Source organism: Bacteroides mucinivorans (assembly GCF_034654355.2).
Taxonomy (GTDB): domain Bacteria; phylum Bacteroidota; class Bacteroidia; order Bacteroidales; family Bacteroidaceae; genus Bacteroides; species Bacteroides nordii.
Genome location: NZ_CP178179.1, coordinates 4863985 through 4890597, shown reverse-complemented (window position 1 = coordinate 4890597; position 26613 = coordinate 4863985). Strand labels below are relative to the sequence as shown.

11 protein-coding genes and 1 pseudogene are annotated in these 26613 nt (G+C 38.3%); 9 read left to right on the top strand and 3 right to left on the bottom strand.

Annotation, left to right across the window (positions count from 1 at the left end):
- Positions 1–179 precede the first annotated feature (179 nt).
- From VCM39_RS18675 to VCM39_RS18665, 3 genes and pseudogenes are all read left to right on the top strand, one after another.
- Positions 180–2035, top strand: a pseudogene (locus VCM39_RS18675) (alpha-L-fucosidase).
- Positions 2036–2072: 37 nt separating this feature from the next.
- Entirely contained in the window at positions 2073–4067 is a 1995-nt protein-coding gene (locus VCM39_RS18670; protein ID WP_322933949.1) for a family 20 glycosylhydrolase, read from the top strand.
- A 450-nt stretch (positions 4068–4517) separates the two neighbouring features.
- On the top strand, positions 4518–8459 hold the full coding sequence (locus VCM39_RS18665; RefSeq protein ID WP_322933948.1) for a two-component regulator propeller domain-containing protein: 3942 nt from the start codon (positions 4518–4520) through the stop codon (positions 8457–8459).
- 17 nt (positions 8460–8476) lie between these two features.
- On the opposite strand, the gene VCM39_RS18660 is transcribed toward VCM39_RS18665, so the two are convergent.
- The 3 genes from VCM39_RS18660 to VCM39_RS18650 form a co-directional block, all read right to left on the bottom strand.
- Complete coding sequence (locus VCM39_RS18660) at positions 8477–9613, bottom strand: glycoside hydrolase family 18 protein (RefSeq protein WP_322933947.1); 1137 nt, start codon at positions 9611–9613, stop codon at positions 8477–8479.
- Between the two features lie 115 nt (positions 9614–9728).
- Entirely contained in the window at positions 9729–12290 is a 2562-nt protein-coding gene (locus tag VCM39_RS18655; protein WP_322933946.1) for a LamG-like jellyroll fold domain-containing protein, read from the bottom strand.
- Between the two features lie 84 nt (positions 12291–12374).
- Complete coding sequence (locus VCM39_RS18650; protein ID WP_221650891.1) at positions 12375–13436, bottom strand: hypothetical protein; 1062 nt, start codon at positions 13434–13436, stop codon at positions 12375–12377.
- Between the two features lie 299 nt (positions 13437–13735).
- Between VCM39_RS18650 and VCM39_RS18645 the strand changes: the two genes are divergently transcribed.
- From VCM39_RS18645 to VCM39_RS18620, 6 genes are all read left to right on the top strand, one after another.
- Positions 13736–14224: a hypothetical protein gene (locus VCM39_RS18645; protein ID WP_221650892.1), complete on the top strand. Its 489-nt coding sequence runs from the start codon at positions 13736–13738 to the stop codon at positions 14222–14224.
- 23 nt (positions 14225–14247) lie between these two features.
- A complete protein-coding gene (locus VCM39_RS18640; RefSeq protein WP_221650893.1) occupies positions 14248–17499 on the top strand; it encodes a SusC/RagA family TonB-linked outer membrane protein in 3252 nt (1083 codons plus the stop codon).
- 18 nt (positions 17500–17517) lie between these two features.
- Positions 17518–19476, top strand: a complete 1959-nt coding sequence (locus VCM39_RS18635) for a RagB/SusD family nutrient uptake outer membrane protein (RefSeq protein WP_221650894.1) — start codon at positions 17518–17520, stop codon at positions 19474–19476.
- A 98-nt stretch (positions 19477–19574) separates the two neighbouring features.
- Positions 19575–21566: a family 20 glycosylhydrolase gene (locus VCM39_RS18630; RefSeq protein WP_322933945.1), complete on the top strand. Its 1992-nt coding sequence runs from the start codon at positions 19575–19577 to the stop codon at positions 21564–21566.
- Between the two features lie 5 nt (positions 21567–21571).
- Positions 21572–24070: a beta-galactosidase GalB gene (galB, locus tag VCM39_RS18625; protein WP_289292437.1), complete on the top strand. Its 2499-nt coding sequence runs from the start codon at positions 21572–21574 to the stop codon at positions 24068–24070.
- An 879-nt stretch (positions 24071–24949) separates the two neighbouring features.
- Positions 24950–26602, top strand: coding sequence for a fumarate hydratase (locus VCM39_RS18620; RefSeq protein ID WP_221650896.1), 1653 nt, complete (start codon positions 24950–24952; stop codon positions 26600–26602).
- Positions 26603–26613: the final 11 nt, after the last annotated feature.

Genomic DNA, 26613 nt, shown 5'->3' with positions numbered 1-26613 from the left:
GGCTTTAGAATCTGGCCCCTGACAGATTCTAAAATACCTTCTTTGTCTTTTTCTTCTGGTCCTAATTGATTAGATAAAGTCTTTCGATAGGTCTTTATAAATAAATCTTGAAAGTGGTGGGCAGTAAATGATGAGATAATCGTATATTGTCCACCACTTCTTTTTAAGAATATAAATGTATGATAAAAAGATTGATTATACAACAGTTGCTGGCATGGACCGCATGTGTATTTCTTATAACCGGCTGCGGCTCCAAAGAAACTTATTATGTGAAACATGTGACTTTTCCTGAAAAAGCTACAACGGAAGAAAAGATGGATATGGCCTCCCGACTTGTCCCTTCTCCACAACAATTAGCATGGCAACAGATGGAACTGACGGCCTTCCTGCATTTTGGAGTGAACACCTTTACCGGTCGTGAGTGGGGAGATGGAAAAGAAGATCCTGTGGTATTCAATCCGACAGAATTGAACGCAGAACAATGGGCGAAAGCTTTGAAAGATGCTGGTTTTAAAATGGCTATTCTGACAGCCAAACATCATGATGGATTTTGTTTGTGGCCCACGGCTACTACAACATACTCTGTTGCTTCTTCTCCCTGGAGAGATGGAAAAGGAGATGTGGTGCGTGAATTGCGTAATGCTTGCGACAAGTATGGACTGAAATTTGGTGTTTACCTGTCACCTTGGGACAGACATGCCGATTGTTATGGGGATTCTCCTAAATATAATGAATACTTTATCCGGCAATTAACAGAATTGTTGAGTAATTATGGAGAAATCCATGAAGTCTGGTTTGACGGAGCTTGTGCGGAGGGACCGAATGGGAAGAAACAAGAATATGATTGGGATGCATATTATCAGACGATTACCCGGTTACAACCTCATGCTGTGATGGCTATTATGGGCGATGATGTACGTTGGGTAGGAAATGAAAAAGGATTCGGTCGTGAGACTGAATGGGGAGCAACTGCTTTAGTGCCGGGTATATATCTCCGTTCTGAGAAAGTAAATCAAGAGTTGGATATTATGGCCGTGCATTGGTTGCCAAAGCTTCCGAACTATTCTGGTATCCTTCTGAAGTAGATGTATCTATTCGTCCGGGATGGTTCTATCATACCGAACAGGATAGTCAGGTGAAATCATTGGATAAATTAGTGGATATTTATTTTCAATCTGTGGGATATAACTCTGTATTGTTACTTAATATACCTCCGGATACACGGGGTTTGCTACATGAAGTGGATGTCCAGCGTATCAAACAACTTTCCGATTATCTGGCAGAAACATTTGCACAAAACTTTATAGCGGACAAGGAACAATTGTGGCAAGGTAAACCGGGTAGCGAACGGATTTACGAATTAGCTCCGGATGCATGTATAAATGTATTGATGTTACAGGAAGACATCGCCAGAGGACAGCGCATAGAAGGTTTTAAGGTAGAGGCAGAAGAGAATGGAGAATGGAAATTGCTGGGTGAAGGAACAACTGTGGGATATAAACGATTGCTCCGTTTCGCGGATGTACATGCTACCCGTTTGAGATTGACGGTTACCGCTTCGCGTAATGATTTTTGTTTGTCAAATGTGGGAGTCTATTATGCCCGTCCATTGGATGGACAAAAGGCAAACATGAATCTTTCGGATGTAAACGGATTGAGAATGATCGGGGATAATCCGGAAATGGCGAAAGCGGTAGATGGAAAACGGGAAACTTTCTATAGAAGTGAAACGCAGGAACCGCTGGTTATTGATTGTGGAAAAGTGATAGAGATCACCGGGTTCTCATATGCTCCGGTATTGGGAGACGATTTGTCCGGAACCATTTATACATATAATGTATATCTGAGCCAAGACGGAAAGCAATGGACGAAGTGCGACGTAAGTGGAGAGTTTAGTAATATTATGCATAATCCTTTGCCTCAGTTTGTTCATTGGCAGAAGCAATCTGCCCGTTTCTTAAAGCTGGAACCACTGACGGAAATTGATGGTAAACAATTGGTTACTATCGGAGAGATTGGTATTCTGACTAAATAGGAATATTACTTTTTGTTTAATGATTAAAAATAGTAGGATGAGAAACTTTATATTGAGTATTATCTATAAAAGAAGAGGGGCATTGTTGTTACTTTGTTCCTTAATGAGTGTTGCATTGATGGCCGCTCCTGGAGAGAAGAAACCCTTTGTAATTCCGGAGTTGAAAGAATGGAAAGCATCCGGAGGATATATGACTTTAGGGAGCCATACAAGAATTGTGTACGATGCCGGACAACCGGAGTTACTTCGTATTGCCGGACTGATGGCCGACGATTGCTTCAGAATGTTTCAGTGGAGACCGGAAATCGTGGCCGATAGGGCAAAAGCCGGTGATATTGCATTGACATTGAAGCCGGATAAACAACTGGCAAAAGAGGGTTACTCTATTAAAATAACCGATAAAGTGCTTTTATCGGCTCCTCAGTCTGAAGGCATATACTGGGGAACTCGTACTTTGTTACAAATTACAGAACAAGATGATAATTATCGTTTGCCTAAAGGGCAGATCCGGGATTATCCCGACTACCCCCTTCGTGGGTTCATGATAGACTGTGCACGTAAGTTTATTCCTTTGTCTTATTTGCAGGATTTGGTTAAAATCATGTCTTACTACAAGATGAATACCCTGCAAATTCATTTGAATGATAACGGACACAAAAAATTCTTCGATGATGACTTTACGAATGCTTATTCGGCTTTTCGGTTGGAATCGGATACGTATCCCGGATTGACGGCCTATGACGGTTTTTATACCAAGAAAGAATTTATCGATTTGCAGAAACAGGCAATGGCACTGGGGATTGAAATTATTCCGGAGATCGATGTCCCGGCACATTCTTTGGCGTTTTCACGTTATAAGCCCGAAATAGGAAGTAAGAAGTATGGTATGGATCATCTGGATCTGTTCTCACCGGAGACCTATCCGTTTATAGACACCCTGTTTAAAGAATATTTGGAGGGTGACGAGCCAGTATTCTGTGGTAAACGAGTACATGTGGGTACGGATGAATATTCCAATGAAACACCCGAATTGGTTGAGAAGTTTCGAGAGTTTACAGATCACTATATTCGTCTGGTAGAGCAATATGGCAAGCAGGCTTGTGTATGGGGGGCATTGACTCATGCAAAAGGTAGTACTCCGGTCAAGGCAGATCAGGTGGTCATGAGTTTATGGAATCCTGGTTTTGCTAATCCTCAGGAAATGATTGCGGAAGGATACCAATTGGTGAGTATGTACGATTGGGATGTCTATATTGTACCGGGTGCTTTTTACTATCATGATTATCTGGACGAAGAAAAGTTATACAAAGAGTGGACACCGGCTAAAATAGGCCGAAATGAGAGATTTGAAGAGAGACATCCGTCTATCTTGGGTGGTATGTTCGCTTTGTGGAATGATCTTGTGGGTAATGGCATAACGGTGAAAGATATTCATTATCGTACCTTCCCGGCATTACAGACCTTGGCTGTGAAAATGTGGACAGGCAAAAACACGACTATACCTTATAGCACTTTTAATGAGACTCGTGCTGCATTGAGTGAAGCACCGGGAGTGAATCTGTTGGGTAGGGTAGGCAAACCGGGTTCTTTGGTTTACCGGAAAACGGATGTTCCGGCGGGTAGTAAGAATCAGATACAGGAAATAGGATATGGTTACACGGTGAATTTTGATTTGACAGGTCAGAAAGAAGCATCGGGTACTGTACTTTTCCGTTCGCCGGATGCAGTTTTTTATCTGGCCGATCCGATCAATGGATTTTTGGGTTTTGCACGCGATGGTTACCTGGATACTTTCAGATATAAGATTCGGGAGGGCGAAAAGATAAATGTTCAGATAGAAGGCACATCTCGTACAACGACTCTTAAGATAGATGGGAAATTGATTGACCAGCTGGAGCCGAAGATGCGTTACTTTAGCTGTGGGAAGGATTCTATGTTGTATTTCCGCACGTTGGTTTTCCCGTTGGAAGAAGCCGGACATTTTAAGAGCCGGGTAGAGAATTTGAAAGTCTATAATTATTGTAAAGAGTAAAGTTATATAATAAAGAACTTGAATGTATATTATTAGTAGTATTATATTTCTTATGTACTTGTATTTGATATATACGGGGTTATTATCTTAATTTGATAAATTAATTGTTTACCGAGGCCTAAACAGTAAGATTGTATATCGTCACTTTTTTATAATGAAATAGATTCATAGCTGGAACATATAAAGGAGAAAGTACACTTTTTCTCCTTTATATGTTTTTGGTCGTATATTGTAGTTAGTTTGATATTATACTTCCAATGATGAATGATTTGCTTTATTGAGATCAGACTCTATTTACGGATAAATTTTAGTATATGATATTATTTAAATATATATATTAGATTTTATAAGATGCTTTTATGATATTTATTTTCTGTATCTTTGACATCTAAATAACTCCCGGTTTTATATATACTTAATTGTTAGATTTTTATGGTTATTACTGGACGTATGAAATATATCCTGGCATTGATTTTATTGTTGCTTTGCTATTTCTGTAAAGCGCAAGGTAACTTTAAAGATTACTGCTTTAAGCAGATATCTACTGAACAAGGATTGTCACAGTCAACGGTTTTGTGTATATTGAATGATCATAATGGTACAATTTGGATCGGTACGAAAAATGGACTCAATAAGTTTACTCAATATGAATTGATTAGTTATTATCATCAGGGATCTGCTAATTCTTTGCCGGATAATTATATTAATTTTATTGCCGAGGACGCCTGTTATAACATATGGATTGGAACATCTAAAGGATTGGTTATTTATGATAGAGAATATGATAATTTTATCCCGGTTTTATTAGATAATAAATCTGTTCCAGTGTATTCCTTTCATTGTGATGCCGACGGAATCATATTTGGAGGGTTTGGTGAGTCATATTTTTATCGATATAAAACAAAACAACTTGAAAAACTTGTTTTACGAAACAATCTACCTCAAATAGAATATAACCATATCTTGAGATGGACGAATAATAAATTGATACTTGCCAGCCGATATGATGGAATTTATGTCTATGATACAGAAAAGCAAATGCTGGAAGAAATTTCATTTATTAAGAAAAAAGATATAACAGCTATTTATGTTGATAAGTGTGGACAACTTTGGTTGTCACCATATGAACAAGGATTATTCTGCTTTAACTTTGAAGGGCAACAAGTGCTCCATATAAAACAAAACAACTCCAAGTTAACCAATGATATTATTTTAGATATAATTGAGCGTGATGGAAAAATCTGGGTAGCTACAGATGGTGGTGGAATTAATATATACAATCAGGAAAATGGAGAAATAGAGGTTATAAGGGAGGAACCAGGTAATTCCTATTCTTTACCGGAAAACTCTATTTTATGTTTATACAATGATGCTGATAATACTCTTTGGGCTGGAAGTATCAGAGGAGGCTTATTAAGGATTAAGGAAGTTTTTATCCGGACTTATAAAAATGTTCCGTTAAATGTACCTTATGGTTTGAGTAATGAAGTTGTAGTTAGTTTATTTGAAGATACTGATAAAACATTATGGATTGGTACAGATGGGGGAGGGATTAACTCTTATAACCCCAATGTGCGGAAGTTTACTCATCATCTGGGAACTTATTCTAATAAGGTTGTTTCCATTACTGGTTATTCTCAAAATGAGTTGCTTGTTTCTCTCTTTGGAAAGGGACTTTATTTATTTAATAAGAAGACAAGTCAGTTAACTCCGTTTCTTCTTGTTGACCCAGTTATAAATGCCGAAGAATGCCTTGCTGGAAGTTCCGTGTATTTAGATCAATGTATGCAGGATAAGATCCTGATATTAGGAAAGGATATTTATATTTATGATAAGCTTTCAAAAACTTTTTCTACTACCGATAATGTTGATATTTACTATCGCAAACTACTTCAGAAGATAACAACCGGTGATTCGATTGCTTACCTTCTTGGACAATATCATATTTTAAAGCTTGACTGTAATACTGGTAAATCAGAAGTTGTATATGATAATCATGGAAGTTTAAATCTGGTATCTGCAGCTTATAATGGGAAAGATATTATTTGGATAGGTACATACGAGGGGCTGTATCAGTTTGATCTCTCAGACCATACGATGAAAAAAATAGAGACAGCTTTATTTCACAGTGTCTCTTCTTTGCGTTATGATGATCGGGGGCGTCTTTGGGTGGGGGCACAGAATATGCTGTTTTGTTATTTCCCGGTTGAGAATAAGTTTATTATTTTGGGTGAATCGGATGGTGCTTATCCTAATGAACTGTTTCCTATGACTTTGTATAAGTCTGATAGTAATACTTTGTATTTAGGAGGGAATAATGGTCTGATTTGTATTAATGAGGATATAGTTTTTGAGTCAGATGTTCTTCCGGTTGTGAGACTGGTGGATGTTGTAGTCAATGGAGTATCCCGCTTGAGTGAAGTAAATAGAAGCGATGAAAATTCCATCACTGTACCTTGGAATACCAACTCCATAGAAATAAAACTGGATACTAAGGAGACAGATGTTTTCAGAAAGAAAATATTTAAGTACAATATTATAGGAATTAATAATCAGTATGTTGAAAGTTATAATCATTCTTTGAACTTAGTATCTCTATCGCCGGGTGACTATACTATTATGGTATCGTGCAGTTCTCAAAATGGTAGTTGGAGTACCCCGGTGTCCATACTACATATATCGGTTATTCCACCAATATGGAAAACCGGCTGGTTTATTGGCGGATGTGTTTTATGTGGTATTTTCTTAGTCATTTTTATTGCTTATATGATTATCCGCAAAAATAAAAACCAGTTGAAATGGAAAATGAAAGAACATGAAAAGGAAGTTGATGAAGAGAAAATACGCTTTCTTATCAATGTGAGTCATGAATTGCGGACACCTTTGACATTGGTCTATGCCCCTCTGAAAAGAATTTTAGAACGAGAAAATATAGGTAATCCCGATTTAAAGCGAGAACTGTTTGGGATTTTTAAATGTGCCCGCCAAATGAAAGAGATGATTAATATGGTTCTGGATGTGCGTAGGATGGAAGTCGGACAAGATTCTTTACGACTTGAATCTCATAATCTGAATCAATGGATCAATGATATTGGAAATGATTTCCTGAATGAGTTTTCTGCAAAAAATATCCGTATAGATTATCATTTTGACAATGATATATCTGAAGTATCTTTTGACCGGACGAAATGTGAGATCGTCTTGTCTAATTTATTAATGAATGCTCTTAAATATAGTGTTCCGGATACATTAGTTACTATTTCCACTTGTTTCTTACGTGAGGAACAAATGGTGAGAGTCGCAGTAAGTGATCAGGGTATTGGCTTGAAAGATGTTGATTCAAATAAATTATTTACCCGTTTCTACCGGGGGAATTTTGAGCGGAGTGGTAGCGGAATCGGACTTTCTTATTCAAAAGTATTAATAGAAATGCATAAGGGAAGAATTGGTGCATTTGATAACGGTGAAGCTCCGGGAGCTACATTTTATTTCGATTTGCCATGTTTGCAGGGGATGACAACCGTAATTAATTGTCAACCTAAACCCTATCTGAATGAGTTGTTGCATTTGGAAGATCCTGTAAAATCAGAACCGGAGACATCTGGTGCAAAAAAATATTCCGTGCTTATTGTTGAAGATAACCTGGATATGAATAAGTTTCTTCAGGAAATTCTGCAAGAACATTTTCTACATGTTTATGCGGCAATGGATGGTTGTGAAGCAATGGAAGTGATCAGAAACCGCATGCCGGATATTATTGTTAGCGACGTTATGATGCCTAAAATGGATGGATTTGAATTGTGCCAAACAGTTAAAAATGATTTGGATATTAGTCATATACCAATCGTTTTACTAACTGCGAGAAATGATACGGAAAGTAATATGCTGGGATATAAGATGGGGGCTGATGCATACTTACCAAAACCATTTGAAACAGAACTACTTGTAACCGTATTGAAGAATATTCTTAAAAACCGGGAAAAGATAAAACTGCGTTATAGAGACAGTTCATTATTACCAACTGCCCAAGAGAGTACTATTAGTAACGTAGATGAACGATTCTTGTTGAAATTGAATAAGTTGATTTGTGATAATATCGATAATCCGGAATTAGATGTGAAGTTCTTGACTGATAATATGGCAATGAGTCGGGCAAGTTTGTATAATAAAGTAAGGGTATTAACTGATATGGGGGTGAATGACTATATCAACAAGTTCAGGATAGACAAAGCTATTGATTTGCTACTGAACACCGATCTGAGTATAACAGAGATTTCCGAACAAGCAGGTTTCAGTTATCAGCGTTATTTCAGTTCGGTATTCAAACAGGCAAAAGGGGTTACCCCTTCTCAATTTCGCCAGAATGCTCAGGAGGGAAAGGAGAAGAGATAATTTATCGTGTTAAGTTATTATTGAACGGATGATTTTGGTTTGAGATAACCGGAAACGATATCGATTAAATGATGTTTACCCTTAGTAGCAGAATCATCCGGTAGTATGAAATCGTAGTGAAACTCCCACCAGAATACTCCTCTGTAACCTTGTCGGGTAATCCATTTAATCTTTTCTAAGATTGTAGACGGGTTTTCCATTGTGATGAATTCTTTTCGATCAGGAGAGAAGTAATAGGATACCTGTTCGGTCTTGTCATATTCTTCTTTCCATCCTTGATTGAGAAGAGGTAGAAAATCGTTGTAGCTGAAGTATTGACCATACTGATTTAATTTACCTTCTATCTTCTGCCCAGGCATAATGTTTTTGTATCGGAAACCATAGTTTGCGAGTCCGATACATAATTGTTTCGGGCTGAACACTTTCCAATGTTCTAATGATGTTTTGATCTCTGCTAACGGAGTATTATGAGTGGCAGTGTTTCCCCATATGCCTCCTCCCATATCATAAGTCATAATATTAATCCAGTCCACATCTTTACTGACCTTATTTGCTAACTTTTGATCATATCGCTGGAAATAGTGAAGGGCGGTGGTTAAGTAATAGTATTTATTTTTGAGGATTGACAGTTTGTTTAGTTCAGTGCGAATTTCATGTATAAAGATCGCATGCAAGCCTAATTCCACTCCGGTTTCCCAGTCTATCTCAATTCCATCATAATTGTGTTTATCTATTAGCCGTATCATATAATTGATAAACTTTTTTCGCCTGGAAGTATTCTCAACAATCGCATTAAAACCTTCTCCTGCAAAAGAAAGTAATACTCTGGTTCCTTTTTCATGAGCGGTATTGATCATTTGAGGAACAAGAGGCATCCCATAAGGTGCCTTTTCATACTCAAATAAGTTAGCATGTTGATATATGCTATCCATTGATACATCGAAATCTATTTCATTCCATTGTGGAGCAGCCATAAGGTAAATAAACTGAAATGTATCATAATCTGAGCATTCTATTTCTTTTGTGTTATGCAATGATCCTCCTACTGAATAAGTTGTGTGGATAAAATCGGGTAATTGAGGCTGTGAAGATTGGGCATTCATTACTCTTCCTGCAATGAATGCATACATAAGTAACAGGATGATTCTTTTCATGGTAGTTGTATATTGATAGAGTTTTAAATGTATGAAAAAAGAATTAACAGTAATGACCCGAATTACTATTTCTTTGACTACTGTTAATTCTATTTAGAAAAAAGACGTTGTTATCCTACCTCTTTATGAGGTTCTGAGAATATCTTCTTCCCTTACTATTCAAAACCGAGATTATATAAATGCCGCGTTCCAATTGTTGGCAGTTTTGCGTTACAGAGTTTTCCTCCGAATATGATTTTTGCGTGATGAGCTTTCCTTCGGGTGTATAAATAGACAAGTTCACAATTCGTTCATCATTAGGCAATGTACAGGTGAAGTAATCACTTACCGGATTAGGATAAATAATGTGCTGTTTGTTGCTTTGGTGCACTGCTTCTACTCCAGTTGGCATATTCTCATCTGTATAGAGGTAATCTACATTGGATGCCATTACAAAATTTACGGCACGACATAGTGATAATTCGTTTGTTGCCGCTAAGTCATTCCCCATATCCCAGTACATTAGTCCTGGCAAATTGTTGTCTATAACAAATTGAGCTCGTTCTTTTACCTGGTTGACACTACATACCAGATAATTATTTCCATCGGGAGTTGTTATACTTGTGACGTCCGGACGGGGATCATAACCGATGACACTTCTATAGCCATTTTCTACTCCACTGGCACTTCCTGTTGAAGTAGTTGCACCATAAGAGAGTACAATTTTATTCTTAGGATATTTATTTTTAATACCATTATATGCACTTTTGAATCCATCCATTGTGAAGAACTGCCTGTTGGTATATACCTGGAATGAGAATCTATTAGCAGCATCAATCGCATTTTGGTTTAAGTTATAAGCTACGGCATGAGGTGAAGATGAAACAATTTTATCCGGCATTTTCTCTTTTAATAAAGCGATGAGATTAGAATAATTGGTTACTCCCGGATTAGAGTAAGCCCATTCCATATCCGTCTCTACTCCATCTACTTTGGTGGCATCTACTATCTCTTTTATCTGATTGGCCATTTTTTCACGTTTAGCAGCGTCTCCTAACGTGTTTTGCCAATTATCATGTCCTGAGATACCCAGTCTCATGGTATAGCCGGTTCTTCCTTCGAAAGCGGAACGCATAATTTTTATGAATTCGTCCGTTGAGAAGGAGTCATATCCTAACCATTCCGGATCATCATATTGATAGTAGGTCGTGGCACAGGCTGCATATACTTCATCAATATAGCCTCCGATGGAAGGCATTGCCATTCCTTCTTCCATCTCTTTTTTCATATAATCAGAGCTGCATTCCCGATGCCATACGGTGGTCTGATCTAGTTTGGCATTTAAATTTTCTCCGATAATTAGGGGAACATCGCTGTAAATTGATAGATCAGAATCGAGAATTATTGATGGCCCTTCGTCAGGAAAACGAGATTTTCCATTAAAACCTACCCTGAATAATTGCTTTTCTCTTCCCGGAACAGCACTGGTAGCACTTGCAGTTGAGGTACTTATACCGATATGCATCCATTCGCCGGTTTTGAGATAGGGTTTACTTGTTGTTCCTAAATCTTTCCAAATATAATCTGTTCCGTTCAACCTGACAATTAACTCATGCTTCTCCTCATTTCCCAAGCGTACAGAAAAACCTTCCGTTGCAGAACGTTCTTTACGGAATAAATAAGCACCTTGGGTCCATTTTTCAAGATAAATCCATGTTAAGAGGGAATATTGATTTTTCTTTTTGTACCATCCGTCTTCTGGGTGTAAGGCCCTTAGACCAGCATTTATTTGTGCACCTTCTCCTTGTAGAGACAATACACCAGAGTGTTCCTTGAAATCTTTCAGATATGTTCCATTGATAATTGTTGCATGGTTGTTAGGGGTAGATAAATAGGCTTCTCCTTTGTTGTTTGTTTCAATACCTAAGATGATAATATCATTAGCCATCAGGTAATTTTCTTTTTGGATATTACGATCAAAAAAACGTGTAATATTGGTGTATGCGGTTAATATTTTGTATTCAAAATATGGATTGTCTGTCACCTTTTCCCGGGTAACTCCTGCATTTAGTTTACCATGATGGACATTGGTATAATCATATAGTTTTTGTATACAGTTTTTTTGATCTCCTTTATAATATGCTACCAGATTTTGATAATTAGGATGGAAAGAATTCACCGTGTTTTGCCATAAGAGATAGTTGGTATCAATATTGGTATTCCAGAAACGTATTTCATCGATGCGTCCTGTATAATTGTGCCCAATTTCTACATCTGCTTCACTGGCGGGAATGTTCATAGCCGTTGTATTGGAAATTACTTTCATATTATTGATCCATACATTGATCCCTTCCTGTGATTGCATAATTGTAATCTGAGTCCAGACATTAGTTTTAAGTGCTTCTGATGTGATTGGCAATTCTTGATTTCCTGCCTTGTAGATAAGGGTTCCTTCATTTCCCAATTTCAATCCCATAAACTCTGTTTCAGTACCTCGTTTCCAGATGCAGGCTCCTTGTGTCCATACTGAAGGAGATATCCAACACTGAAGGGTGTATGTATCTTTATTATTTAATGAAGTGATAGAACCGCAATTGATACTTCCTGAATCCGTAAATTTGAACGCATAATTCTCTATTTGTGCAAAAGAGGATACGGCGCTTGATAATAGAAAGAAAAACAAGATGTGTCGTTTCATAAGCATTTTTTTTATATAGTTTATTATGAAAAAAGTTCGCCAATCCGGAATTTAGAATTGACGAACTTCTTTTAATTTTAGTTTTTACTTAGATACTTTAAATCTTTCATTACCTACTTGCACGATAAAGATACCGTTATCTTTTAATAAGATATTTTCGGTAGATTGCGTAGCAGTAAATGAAGTAATCATTGCTCCTAAAGTATTATATACTGTAATCTTTTCACCAGACAGATTACCAATGTATAGGTTATTACCAGTTACAGAATAATTGTATGAAGAAACTGTTTGATTTTGAATAGCAGTTGGTGCTGGATTCATCGTTAATGTTTTGTGTGCTACTGTGACGGGCTCTCCGGTGGGGTTGATTGTTATTTTGATTTCTTTAATTAATAAAGCACTCGTAGTTACAAATTTATCGAATGAGAATTTGATGAGGAGGGGCACTTGTTCATCATCACCATTGAAAGTGAAATCCCCTTCTTGTGTACACCATGTATCAGCATCTTCCGTTTCATAGGTATAAGCAAGTAATTCGTCACCATAGTTATTAAATGGTTTGGTATTGATACTATAATCATTCATTCGTATTGCAAATGCTTTAGAATCATCTGAATAATCGTCTGCCGGGAGACAAATTCTCCATGTTATGGATAAACGTGCTTTATATTCTTTATTTTGATAATTAGCACCACTCATTTTATATCCTAAAAAGAGTGCCATGGCTGGCCATTCTATATCACCAACAAGTTGGCTTGCATTCGGTTTAATACCGTATTTAAATACTTCGTCCGTACATGCATGCCCTTTAAAACACAGTACTTTACCTACTTCTCCTCCTAAGTCTATAATGTTACTCATAGTACGCATATAAGGAGTATTTCCTTGATCTATACCGTTTTTGACATTAAACTTTCCCCATCCCATCAGGTAGGTATAACCACCTGCATCACTTTTATAAACAGGATTTTTAGCTGTTGCATTAGTAGTATACTCTGCCTCTGCCACTCCATCATATACAAAAGGTCCTACTTCCTGATTAGCAAATACAAATTTAGCAGGAGTTACGTCTACATTTTCTTGAGCAAATGTAGCGTTAGTGATAGCTAATGAAATTAGCATTGAAAATAATGTAATCTTCTTCATAATAAAAAAATAATATGGTTAATAAATCGGTTTATAAAAAAGACAGTTTATCATTGTCTTTTCTGGATGCAAATATCCGAATCGTTTCGTGGGGTGAACTCCGTTATTGTCTCAAAGAAGTCAGAAATTTGCTAAATCTGATAAAACATGTGGTTAGGTATTGTTATTATATTGTTTGTTTTTAGCTTTTAGAGCATTATATATGATTTATGATATATTTTAGACGTTGTCTGATGTCGAAAGAAGAGTGTCTGCATACTTTTGTTCCCAAATTTGAAGTGAACTTAATTTTAATTATTATGAAGAACAAATTTATTATTCCACTATTTTTTGCAATGCTATTTCTTTTTTTCTGGGCTTGCGATGATGACTCTAATTCTAAAAAAGAAATTACCATGGAGATTGAAGTCAAAGATGCGTCAGGTGTCGTTCTCAAAGCTTATCCTCTTGACAGAACTAATTTGGATGTCGATACCCTACTTCGTTCTAAAAAGATTCTTCAAAAAACAGGAGATTCAATTGTGTTGGATAAAGAGGCTTTTGATTTTATATTCCATATTACATCCAATGCAAGCTGGAAGCTCTCAAAGCAAAAAGCATGGGCAGCAACAGGTTCAATAACCTGGCTCGCAAATCCGCAACCTACTTTTGGGGGAGGTAATTCTACTACAACTTCAAGCGTAAAAGTAAATACGAGTGTTAAGGATCGTCGCGCTTATATCTATTTTACAACAGGTGACTCTTCCTGTGTGAAGAAGTATGTCATTTTTCAGAAGGGAAATTATTAAACATCATCTAATATTATGTCAAAATGAAAAGTCTATTTATTAAATTATTTTTGTGTTGCTTAATGTTTTGTGCAACAACAGTTTTTGCACAAGAATTAAAAATCACAGGGATAGTAGTCGACAGTGAGAATATGGGGCTTCCGGGTGTAAATGTTACTCTAAAGGATGGTACAACAGGTACAATAACTGATATAGATGGTAATTTTACGATTAAAGTACCAAGTAGAAAATCCAATCTTATTTTTTCTTTTATCGGATATGCCCAACAAGAAGTATCAGTAGGAGATAAAAACAGTTTGCGTATTAAATTGGTTGAAGACTCAAAGATGATTGATGAAGTGGTTATAGTTGGATTCGGTACGCAGAAGAAAGAGAATCTGACAGGTGCAGTGAAAAGTGTTGATGTAAAAGTACTGGATGCACGCCCGATAACCAATGTCGTCTCTGGCTTGCAAGGAGCTGTAGCAGGTTTGAGTATTACGAATGATAATGGAGGAGCCCCCGGACAAAAAATGAATATAAATATTCGTGGTACGGGTACAGTAGGGACATCGTCCAAAGGAGATCCTTTGGTGTTGATTGATGGTATTGAAGGTGATTTGTCTCTGGTAAATCCGAATGATATTGAGAATATTTCAGTGTTGAAAGATGCAGCCGCTGCTTCTATTTATGGTTCACGTGCTCCGTTCGGTGTACTTTTGGTTACTACAAAGAAAGGTAAGAAAGGGCTTGCTGTCACTTATAGCGGAAATATCCGTATGCAAAATCCGTTGAATACTCCTCATATGGTCGATTCATATACACACGCATTGGTTTCTAACGATGCTAATCAGAATGCTGGTGGCGGTGCTCTTTTTGGACAGGGTATGCTGGACAAGATTTTAGCTTATCAGCAAGGACAAAAGATGTATGATAAAGATGGTAATGATAAACATATAGAATGGGGTACAGGACCTCGTGGTGAAACGATTATGGATGATTGGGAATGGGAAAGTGGAACATGGGCCAATACAAATTGGTATGATGTTTACCTGAAAAAAATATCTTACTCTCAGGAACATAATGTGAATTTAAGTGGTGGCAATGATAAGTTGACATACTATGTTTCGGGACGATATTACCAACAAAACGGTTTATATAACTATATGAAAGATGAGTATAATACACTTTCTGTGAATGGTAACTTTAACTTCACAATCAATGATAAAATTTCATTTGCATGGAATACACGTTTGACGTCTGAAACTACTGACAAACCTTCTGCTATGAATGATTTGTTTTTTAGAAATCTAAGTAAACTGTTTCCTACAACTCCGCTAACTATGCCAAACGGTGATTATAATGCATATTCTTTTGTTCCGGCGTTGCGTGATGGAGGGCAGCAGGTTTCTAATAATCAATTATTCTACAACCAGTTTAAGTTAACTATTGAACCGGTAAAGGACTGGAAAATATACGTTGACTTTTCTAACCGTATTGAAACACCTACTTATACTCGTCAGATTAAACAATTACAAGAAGTATTACCTAACGGAGAGGAAAGATATATACCTGTTTTCAAGGGACTTAGTAGTGGAGACTATAAGGTCAAAGATGGTGGTTTTGATATACAACCGGCTGCTGGAGACCGTTGGTATGAGGAGCAGAATACGCATATAACTTATTATAATGCAAATGCCAGAACGGATTATGAGAAAAAGTTTGGTAAACATTATTTTAAAGTGTTGCTGGGTACACAACTTGAATACTATAAAACTAACAAAGTAGCCGTGGGAAGCACGGGAGTTATTCTTGATGATACTCCATTTCTTCCGTCAACTTCTGGTGAAAGTAATCTTATTGGTTACAATAGTAAAGGCGATTGGGCTACTCTCGGTATATTTGCTCGTATTAATTACTCATGGAATGACCGCTATCTATTGGAAGCAAACTTCCGTACGGATGCTGCTTCCCGTTTTCCTTCGAATCAACGTTGGGGATACTTTCCCTCTTTTTCGGCCGGATGGAATATTGCTCAGGAGAACTTTTTTGAAAACTTGAGAGATAAAGGATTTGATATGTTGAAACTTAGAGCATCGTATGGCTCTTTGGGTAATCAGAATACAAAAAATATATATCCATATTTTGAACATGTAGAAACTGGGACTCCCTCATATACTTTTGATGGTTCTCAAATAGGGAGTATTCTTGCACCGAAGCCATTTTCTACCAGTATAACATGGGAAACAGTTAAAACGATAGACTTAGGTCTTGATATCGCGTTATTGTCAAATCGTTTGAGTGCATCTTTTGACTGGTACCAACGTACTACGGAGGAGATGGTTGGTCCTGCCAAAGCGTTGCCTAATGTTTTTGGAGCAGAGGTGCCTGATACAAACAATGCTGAATTTCGTACTACAGGATGGGAGCTTGAAATAGCTTGGCGTGATCGTATTAATTCCGATTGGAGTTATGAGATTAGCGCTTCGGTGAGTGACTATACTGAAAAGATACTGAAGTATGATTCTGCCGATAAACCATTGAAAGAAGGTAAGTTTTTTACAGGTAAACATTTTGGTGATATTTATGGATATCGGGTGCACGGTATTGCTAAGAATGATGATGAAATGAATGAATGGATTGCAGCCGGACACGACCAAAGCGCTTTTTCTAAAGTATGGGGAGGTGGTGACTTTATGTATGAGGACTTGAATAATGATGGCAAAATTGACAATGGTTCTAATACTTGGGATAATCGTGGCGACTTAGATGTGATTGGTAATTCTACTCCCAGATATCAATATGGATTTCGTGGTTCATTGGTGTGGAAATTTATCGACTTCAGTATGTTCTGGCAGGGTATCGGTAAAAGAGATTTGTATTTTACAGCTAGTAACTTTGATGGTATAGGAGATGCCTATGACCGTCCAATAGCCAAAGAACATATGGATTATTTCAGGTATGCAGATAACTATTTTGGTGAGAATCTGGATGCTTATTACGCTCGTCCCCGGACGGATGCTGCAAACAATCAGGTGAATGATTATTATCTTCAAAATGGGGCATACTTGCGTTTGAAGAATGTTACTATTGGTTATACTTTACCTCAAAATCTGAGGGTGAGCAAAATTATTAAGAAACTTCGTGTTTATGTATCTGGTGAAAATCTTCTGACATTCTCTCCTTTGCGTATTTATGATCCGGAAGCTATCGGATTGTCATCGGCAACTTGGGGGCCGGGTATGACTTATCCAATGTTCCGTACATATTCAATTGGTTTATCTGCAACATTCTAAATAATGAGGATTATAGAAATGAAAAAAAATATAATAATAGTATTGGTTACAATGGGGTTGCTTTCTTCCTGCGATGACTTTTTGCAACGTACCCCGCTGGATTTTGGTTCTTCGGTTACTTATTTCAATACTTCCACTGATTTGCGGGATGCTGCAAATAACTTTTATGAGCTTTTTCCGGGAAATAATGAACCCCAGAAAGATGGATTATTTACTGTAGACAACAATAGCGACAATCAGTGTGGAGGATGGTCGGATTCTAATTTTTATCCAGGCAGTAGAGTTACACCTGATTTGGAAAATAGTGAATGGAAATTTGGGGATCTCCGTGAAATTAATTACTTTATTGCTTTGATAGAGGAACGAATGAAAGCTGGTGTAATAAGTGGGCCAGAAGCCGATATTAATCATTATCTGGGTGAATTCTATTTCTTTAGGGCTTATGAGCATTTCAGATTACTGAAATCCTTTGGCGATGCTCCGATTATAAATAAAGTTCCAAGTGATAATGAAGAAGAATTGAAGTTGGTTAGTATACGGCAACCTCGTAATGAAGTAGCACGTTTTGCTATCGATGATTTAATTACTGCATGTGGATTATTACAACCAGCTGCTCCTCAGATGAATCGTTTGAATAGAGCTTGCGCCCAATTGATGTTGGCACGTGTGGCATTGTTTGAGGCTACGTGGGAGAAGTACCATGCGAATACAGTGTTTGTCCCTGGTAATCCTAAATGGTTTGGCGCGAAAGCACATCCTGATTTTGCTTTTAAGAGTGGCAGTGCTGAAAAAGAAATTGAGTATTTTTTTGATTTAGCTATTGAATATGCGCAAAAAGCTTCAGAGGGTAGAACGCTCTCCGATAATTATGAGGCTTTATTCAATTCTACCGGCACGGAGAAGCTTTCAGAAATGATATTGGTGAAAAAATATGCTGTTGGGGCGGTAGCTCACAGTGTACCAAAACTATTGGCTGCCGGTTCTAATAATTGTGGATATACACAAGCATTAGTGAACTCTTTCTTAATGAAAGATGGATTACCAATTTATGCTTCAGATGAATATGTGGAAGAACGTAGAGATACTTCTATTGTAACGGAGATGATAGATCGTGATGAGCGTTTGGTAGTATCCGTTAATAAACCTGGTGATTTGAATGTGGAAGCTTACGATAATGTTGCTGCATCTTATCTGGGGATACCACGTATCCTTAACACTACTGAAACAGGTTCTCCCACGGGGTATGAAATTCGTAAGTATCATGTTACGAATCCAGAGCAGGCCAATGAATTTTCCAAAGGAATTACGGATACTCCAATATTTCGTTTGGCAGAAGCTTATCTGATTTATATGGAAGCTTATTACGAAAGACATAATGCATTAGATTCTTATTGTAAAACTTTTTGGGAAGCTTTGCGAACTCGGGCAAAGGTAAATGTTAATTATCAATATACAATCGATCATACCGACTTGGATAAAGAGAATGATTTGGCTGTGTGGTCTAAAGGGATATTGATAGATAAGACCTTGTATAACATCCGTCGTGAACGTAGATGTGAATTTATTGCCGAAGGATTCCGTTTGGATGATTTACGCCGTTGGAGAGCTTTGGATATGATGAATGCGAAAGGAAATAAAAATCCAATGGATGATAATGAAGGGTATGTGATGAGGGGTTTCAATCTTTGGGATCAGTTTTATACTCGTTATGTCCTGTCTGAGTTAAACAAAGCAGGTGTTGTTAGTCCGGAAAGTGATGGTGCACGTATTTGTCCTCACCGAAGATATATTTCGGATAAAGCTTATGGCGGTTATAACTTCCCGAAAGCACATTATTTGGATCCCGTACCTGTAAGTGAAATTATTATGACATCTCAAAACTCAGATGCTTCTACATCTACTATTTATCAGAGTCCTGGATGGCCTTATAAGAGTGCTGGCGTGGCTGCAGGTAATGATGAATATGACTATGATTAATAGATTTCTTTTGTGGAAGTAAATATTTTAATGGAGTCTCTTCGGCACAGAATGTAATGCCCCTGAGGCTCTGTTTATTAATGAATTACAGTTTTGAGATGAAGATTAAAAGAAAGAGAACCATGCTTGATACATTGAGAAATATTCTGTTAATTATGTTTTGCTTGTTATGCGATTTCTGCATAGCAAAAGTTACAGATAAGCCATTTGTTATTCCTGAACTAAAGGAATGGACGGTAAAGAAAGGCTATTTTACATTCGATGAAGGTTCGAGAATTGTGTATAATCAGAAGCAGCCGGATTTAGTACGTATTGCACAGCAATTATCTGATGATTATTATAAAATGTTTAATCGAAAGTTACAGATTGTCTCCGGAGCATCCCGGGTTGGTGATATTGAAATCGTATTACATCCTGATAAACATTTAGGTAAAGAGGGATATTCGATTGTTTTATCAGATCGTGTAGTGATATCTGCACCTGAGGCTATCGGTATCTATTGGGGAACCCGTACACTATTACAACTCGCAGAACAGAATGATAATCAGCGAATCCCAAGAGGAGTTATCCGCGACTATCCCGACTCATCTATCCGTGGCTTTATGCTCGATTGCGGACGTAAGTTTATTCCGATGTCTTATCTGAATGATCTGGTGAAAGTGATGTCCTATTATAAAATGAATACGCTACAAATTCATTTGAATGATAATGGATTTAAGCAATATTTTGATCATAACTGGGGTAAGACATATGCTGCTTTCCGACTGGAGTCCGATACCTATCCGGGTTTGACTGCTTTTGATGGCTTTTATACAAAGGCTGAGTTTCGGGAGTTTCAGAAGTGGGCTGTGAATTATGGAATTGAAATAATTCCGGAGATCGATGTACCTGCACATTCATTATGTTTCTCTCAATATATGCCCGAAATAGGTAGTGAGAAATATGGGATGGATCATCTGGATCTTTTTTCGTCTAAAACCTATGATTTTTTAGACGGACTTTTCAAAGAATATCTGGAAGGAGATGATCCGGTGTTTTGTGGAAAACGTGTCCACATCGGTACGGATGAATATTCTAATGAAGACCGGAAAGTGGTGGAAAAATTCCGGTATTTTACCGATCATTACATTCGTCTGGTAGAAAGTTATGGTAAACAAGCCTGTCTATGGGGAGCATTGACACATGCCAAAGGAGAAACCCCGGTTAAGTCGGAAAACGTTATCATGAGTAACTGGTCCATTGGTTTTGCCAACCCCAAAGACATGATTGCAGAGGGATATCAGCTGATTAGTATTCCGGACAGATTGTTATATATTGTTCCGGGTGCTCCTTATTACCATGACTATTTGAATTTGAAGCAGTTGTATGAAGAATGGACCCCTGGACAGATTGGAGGAGAAGCTTTGGCTGAGGACAATCCGGCTATTCTTGGGGGAATGTTTGCTTTATGGAATGACCATGTTGGGAATGGGATTTCTATTAAAGATATTCATCATCGGATATTTCCTGCCATGCAAACGCTATCAGTAAAAACGTGGACAAGGGATCAGGCATCTTTATCTTTTGCCGATTTCAATAAAAAGCGCAAAATACTGAGTGAAGCACCCGGAGTGAATCAACTGGCACGGGTGGGAGATGGGACGTCATTGGTATATGAAACAGAAGAGATAACTCCTGGTTCTGCGATCGGGCTGACTGAGATTGGTTATAATTATACAGTTTCTTTTGACCTTCAATCAATGAATGAAACAGAAGGAACAGAACTGTTCCGCTCACCTAATGCTGTTTTTTATTTGTCCGATCCGATCTGTGGATTATTAGGGTTTGCACGCGATGGCTATTTGAATACGTTCAGATATAAAGTTCGTGACGGAGAGAATGATCATATACAGATCAGTGGAGACAGTTGTTCTACTACGTTAAAAGTGAATGGCAAAGTAATAGATCATATGAATATTCAAATGAATTATTATAACCAGGGAAAAGATTCATTAGAGTATTACCGGACGCTTGTGTTTCCACTGGAAAAGGCTGGGAAGTTCAGGAGCCATATTAGTAATTTTAAAGTTTATAACTATTGTAAAGAGTAACTCTTATGATGAAAAGAATAAATCTACTACTTATTTTAATTGTGCAGCTTTGGTATGCAGAAGCACAGGTTCGCACAGAACATTATTTAGAGAAGGGCTGGAAGTTTACCCGTGAAGACAATGCTGGTTTTAGTGCTGCCAATTGTGATGATACTTCGTGGCAAACGGTTACAATCCCCCATGATTGGGCTATCTATGGTCCTTTCGATAGGAATAATGACCTGCAGAAGGTCGCGATTGTGCAGGATGGACAGGAAACTGAGATGGCACATGCCGGACGGACAGGAGGATTACCGTTTGTAGGTACAGGATGGTATCGCCTGAAATTTGAAGTTCCTGAATTTACGAAAGATAAAAAAGCTACTTTGATTTTTGACGGTGCCATGAGCCATGCTCAGGTCTATGTTAACGGTAATAAGGTCGGATACTGGCCCTATGGTTATAACTCTTTTTATTTAGATGTAACTCCTTATTTAAAAGAAAAGGTCGTTAATACATTAGCAGTCCGTTTGGAAAATAAGCCGGAATCTTCCCGGTGGTATCCGGGAGCAGGCTTGTATCGTAATGTGCATTTACGGATAAATAATCCGGTACACATTCCGGTATGGGGGACACAATTGGCTACTCCGGTAGTAAATAAAGATTTTGCCAAAGTGAATTTGAAAACGAGATTGGATGCAGGCATGCCAAACTCAGTAGGATATCGTATTATTACAGAAATCAAGGATAAGGATGGCAGGATAATAGATCATGGAGAAAAGTTATTAGAATATGGTGATGAGAATGTTTTCGAACAGAATTTCATAGTGAAATCACCTTTACTATGGTCGCCTGATACTCCTGATTTATATAAAGCATATTCCAGGATATATTCCGGGCAAACATTGTTAGATGAACATGTAACTACTTTTGGTATTCGTTCACTCGAGTTTATCCCCGATAAAGGATTCTTTCTGAATGGTGAGAAGACTTATTTTAAAGGAGTTTGCATACATCATGATTCAGGGCCATTGGGTGGTGCTGTAAACGATGCAGCTATTCGTCGGCAGATTCGTATTATGAAAGAAATGGGTTGTAATGCCATTCGTACTTCTCATAATATGCCTGCGCCCGAATTGATAAAAGCTTGTGATGAAATGGGGATGATGGTGATGGCTGAAACCTTCGATGAGTGGATGGAGGCTAAATGTGTGAACGGTTATCATCAGAATTTTAAAGAATGGTCGGAAAAAGACATGATTAACTTGTTACACCAGTTTCGGAACAATCCGAGTATTGTTATGTGGTGCATCGGAAATGAAGTTACCGAGCAGTGGAGCAATGCGGAGTTAGGAGCAAAAATAACCCGTTATTTACAGGATATATGCCATCGGGAAGACCCTACACGTCCGGTAACTATGGGAATGGATGCACCGGATGTGGTTATAAAAAACAATATGGCTGCTGTTTTGGATATTCCCGGTTTTAATTATCGTCCGCACAGATATCAGATAAATTATGCAAAGCTACCGCAACAAATAATACTTGGTAGTGAAACGGCTTCTACGGTTAGTTCCCGGGGAGTTTATAAATTCCCGGTAGTACGTCAGGATATGAAGAAGTATGATGATCATCAAGCCTCTTCTTACGATGTAGAATTCTGTGCCTGGTCCAATCTGCCCGAAGATGATTTCATTCAGCACGAAGATTTACCTTATTGTATTGGTGAATTTGTATGGACTGGTTTTGATTATTTAGGTGAACCTACTCCTTACTATACCGATTGGCCCAGCCACTCTTCTTTGTTTGGTATAGTAGATCTTGCCGGTTTACCTAAAGATCGTTATTATTTATATCGCAGCCATTGGAATGGGGAGAAAGAAACATTACATATTCTTCCGCATTGGAATTGGAAAGGGCGTGAAGGAGAAGTAACTCCGGTTTTTGTTTATACCAATTATCCTTCGGCCGAACTGTTTATTAATGGTAAAAGTCAGGGTAAGCGTACCAAAGACATGAGTGTCACCTTATTCAATAGCGAAGACTCTGTTTCTATGCGTGAATTCAAACGTCAGAAACGTTATCGGTTAATGTGGATGGATACCCGTTACGAGCCGGGTACGATAAAGGTTGTGGCTTATGATAAGGATGGGAAGGCAGTCGCTGAGAAAGAGATACATACTGCTGGCGTGCCCCACCATATTGAGTTGATTCCCGACAGGAAAGAAATTCAGGCTGACGGAAAAGATTTGTCTTTTGTAACTGTGCGGATTGTTGATAAAGAGGGTAGCCTTTGTCCTGGTGCGGGGCATCTGTTAAACTTTAAAGTAAAAGGTGCAGGTACTTATCGTGCAGGAGCCAATGGAGATCCCGCTTGTCTGGATTTGTTTCACTTGCCTCAGATGCATGCTTTCAATGGCATGATGACAGCAATAGTGCAATCTTCGGATAATGCAGGGAAAATTGTATTGGAAGTTACCGGTAAAGGATTGAAGAAAGCTACTCTTGTGATTGAAAGCCGATAGAAAATCTTGTTGATTAATTTGGGGCCAATTAGTAAATATACGTTTATTCTTATTAAATTAGCGCGATTTATGAAAGTTAGCAAAGATTGATTATGGAACGAATATGGGCTATATACTGGATGATTCAAGCTTTATTACTCTTGCTGTGTAGAGGCATGGGGATGATGGAGGTTGTTGTGTCGGCAGCCATTGCATTGGCATTGTGCGTCTTGCGGCTGTTTTGGGAGAACAAAGTTTATAATATACTATTCTTAATTCTTTTCTTTGTATATTCCATAGCATATGTATGCTTGTTTACGCTCTTATATATATTTTTTCATCCAGCAAAAGAGCAGTATATCGAATTTTCTATTGTAATTTTGATAGGATTAGTCAATTTTTCTATAGTCTTGTGGAAAGTAATAAGAGCCATTCGCCTAAAATAAACTTTCGGAAACTTGACTTTTACATTTTATATCGTATCTTTGTCACTGTAACTATAAAGTAGATTCAGTTAAACTACACATATAAGGAGGAAGTCTAAGCTTTCTCCTTATTTTTATGTATATAGCCAATAGAACGTTTGTGAGTAGGGTGTTTTCTACAATTCTTCCCGGTACTTACCGAAAATATCTCGGCATGTAACGGTTCGTTTGTTACTATGTTACGATGCATTTCCCGGTATGTTGCGATGCAAATGCTATTGTGTTGCAATGTAACAGCCATTTTCTCCCGAAATGTCCTCTTTTCAGTTAAGAATCAATAAATCTGCTCTTGACAAGATTCTCCCGGTAACCGCCTTTTTCTGTTTATCTTTTTTAGCCCTCCATTTTCTGTACTTCGGAAAACTATTATTACCTTTGCCTCACTAACTAACATTACGTAATAAAAAGTAAAGATATGGCAACACCTCCGTTTAAGTATCAACCCATGTTTGAACATGGAGAAGATAAGACTGAGTATTATCTGCTTACCAAAGACTATGTATCGGTAAGCGAGTTTGAAGGAAATCCGATTCTGAAAGTAGAGAAAGAGGGGCTCACGGCTATGGCTAATACAGCTTTCCGTGATGTATCGTTCATGTTGCGCCGTTCGCACAACGAGCAGGTGGCAAAGATTCTGAGCGATCCCGAAGCAAGTGATAACGACAAATACGTAGCACTCACTTTCCTGCGTAATGCAGAAGTTGCAGCTAAAGGTGTATTGCCTTTCTGCCAGGATACCGGTACGGCTATCGTGCATGGTGAAAAAGGACAGCAGGTATGGACTGGCTATTGTGACGAAGAAGCACTCTCACTCGGTGTTTACAAAACGTATACCGAAGAGAACCTGCGTTACTCTCAGAATGCTCCTTTGAACATGTACGATGAGGTGAATACAAAATGTAACCTGCCTGCCCAAATCGATATTGAGGCAACAGAAGGCATGGAGTACAGATTCCTTTGTGTGACCAAAGGAGGTGGGTCTGCCAATAAAACTTATTTATATCAGGAAACAAAAGCGATCCTGAATCCGGGTACGCTGGTTCCTTTCCTTGTGGAGAAGATGAAGACGTTGGGCACAGCTGCCTGTCCTCCTTATCACATTGCATTCGTGATTGGGGGTACTTCGGCTGAGAAGAATCTGCTGACCGTGAAGCTGGCTTCTACACATTATTATGACGAACTGCCTACTACCGGAAATGAGTACGGTCGTGCTTTCCGTGATATCGAACTGGAAAAAGAAGTACTGGCTGAGGCTCAGCGCATAGGACTTGGTGCACAGTTCGGCGGTAAATACCTGGCACATGATGTACGTATCATCCGTTTGCCCCGTCATGGTGCTTCCTGTCCGGTAGGTCTTGGCGTATCTTGTTCTGCCGATCGTAATATTAAATGTAAGATCAATAAAGATGGTATCTGGATTGAGAAACTGGATGAAAATCCGGGTAGCCTGATTCCTGTTGAGCTCCGCAATACAGGTGAAGGCGATGCGGTTAAGATTGATCTGAACCGTCCGATGCAGGAGATTCTGAAAGAACTCACTAAGTATCCGGTATCTACCCGCCTGTCACTTAACGGAACAATTATCGTAGGTCGTGATATCGCTCATGCTAAGCTGAAAGAACGTTTGGACCGTGGTGAGGATCTGCCTCAGTATATTAAGGATCATCCGATTTACTATGCCGGTCCTGCCAAGACTCCTCAGGGAATGGCCTGTGGCTCTATGGGCCCCACTACTGCCGGACGTATGGACTCGTATGTAGAGTTGTTCCAGAGTCACGGTGGAAGTATGATTATGCTTGCCAAGGGTAATCGTAGCCAGCAGGTGACTGATGCTTGTAAGAAGTATGGCGGTTTCTATCTGGGTTCTATCGGTGGCCCTGCAGCTATCCTTGCTCAGAACAATATCAAGAGCATTGAATGTGTGGAATATCCCGAACTGGGTATGGAAGCTATCTGGAAGATTGAAGTAGAAAACTTCCCGGCATTCATTCTGGTAGATGATAAAGGCAATGACTTTTTCAAACAGATTAAACCGCGTTGTGCAGGTGGTAGTTGCGAAGGTAAGTAATGCCGCGACTA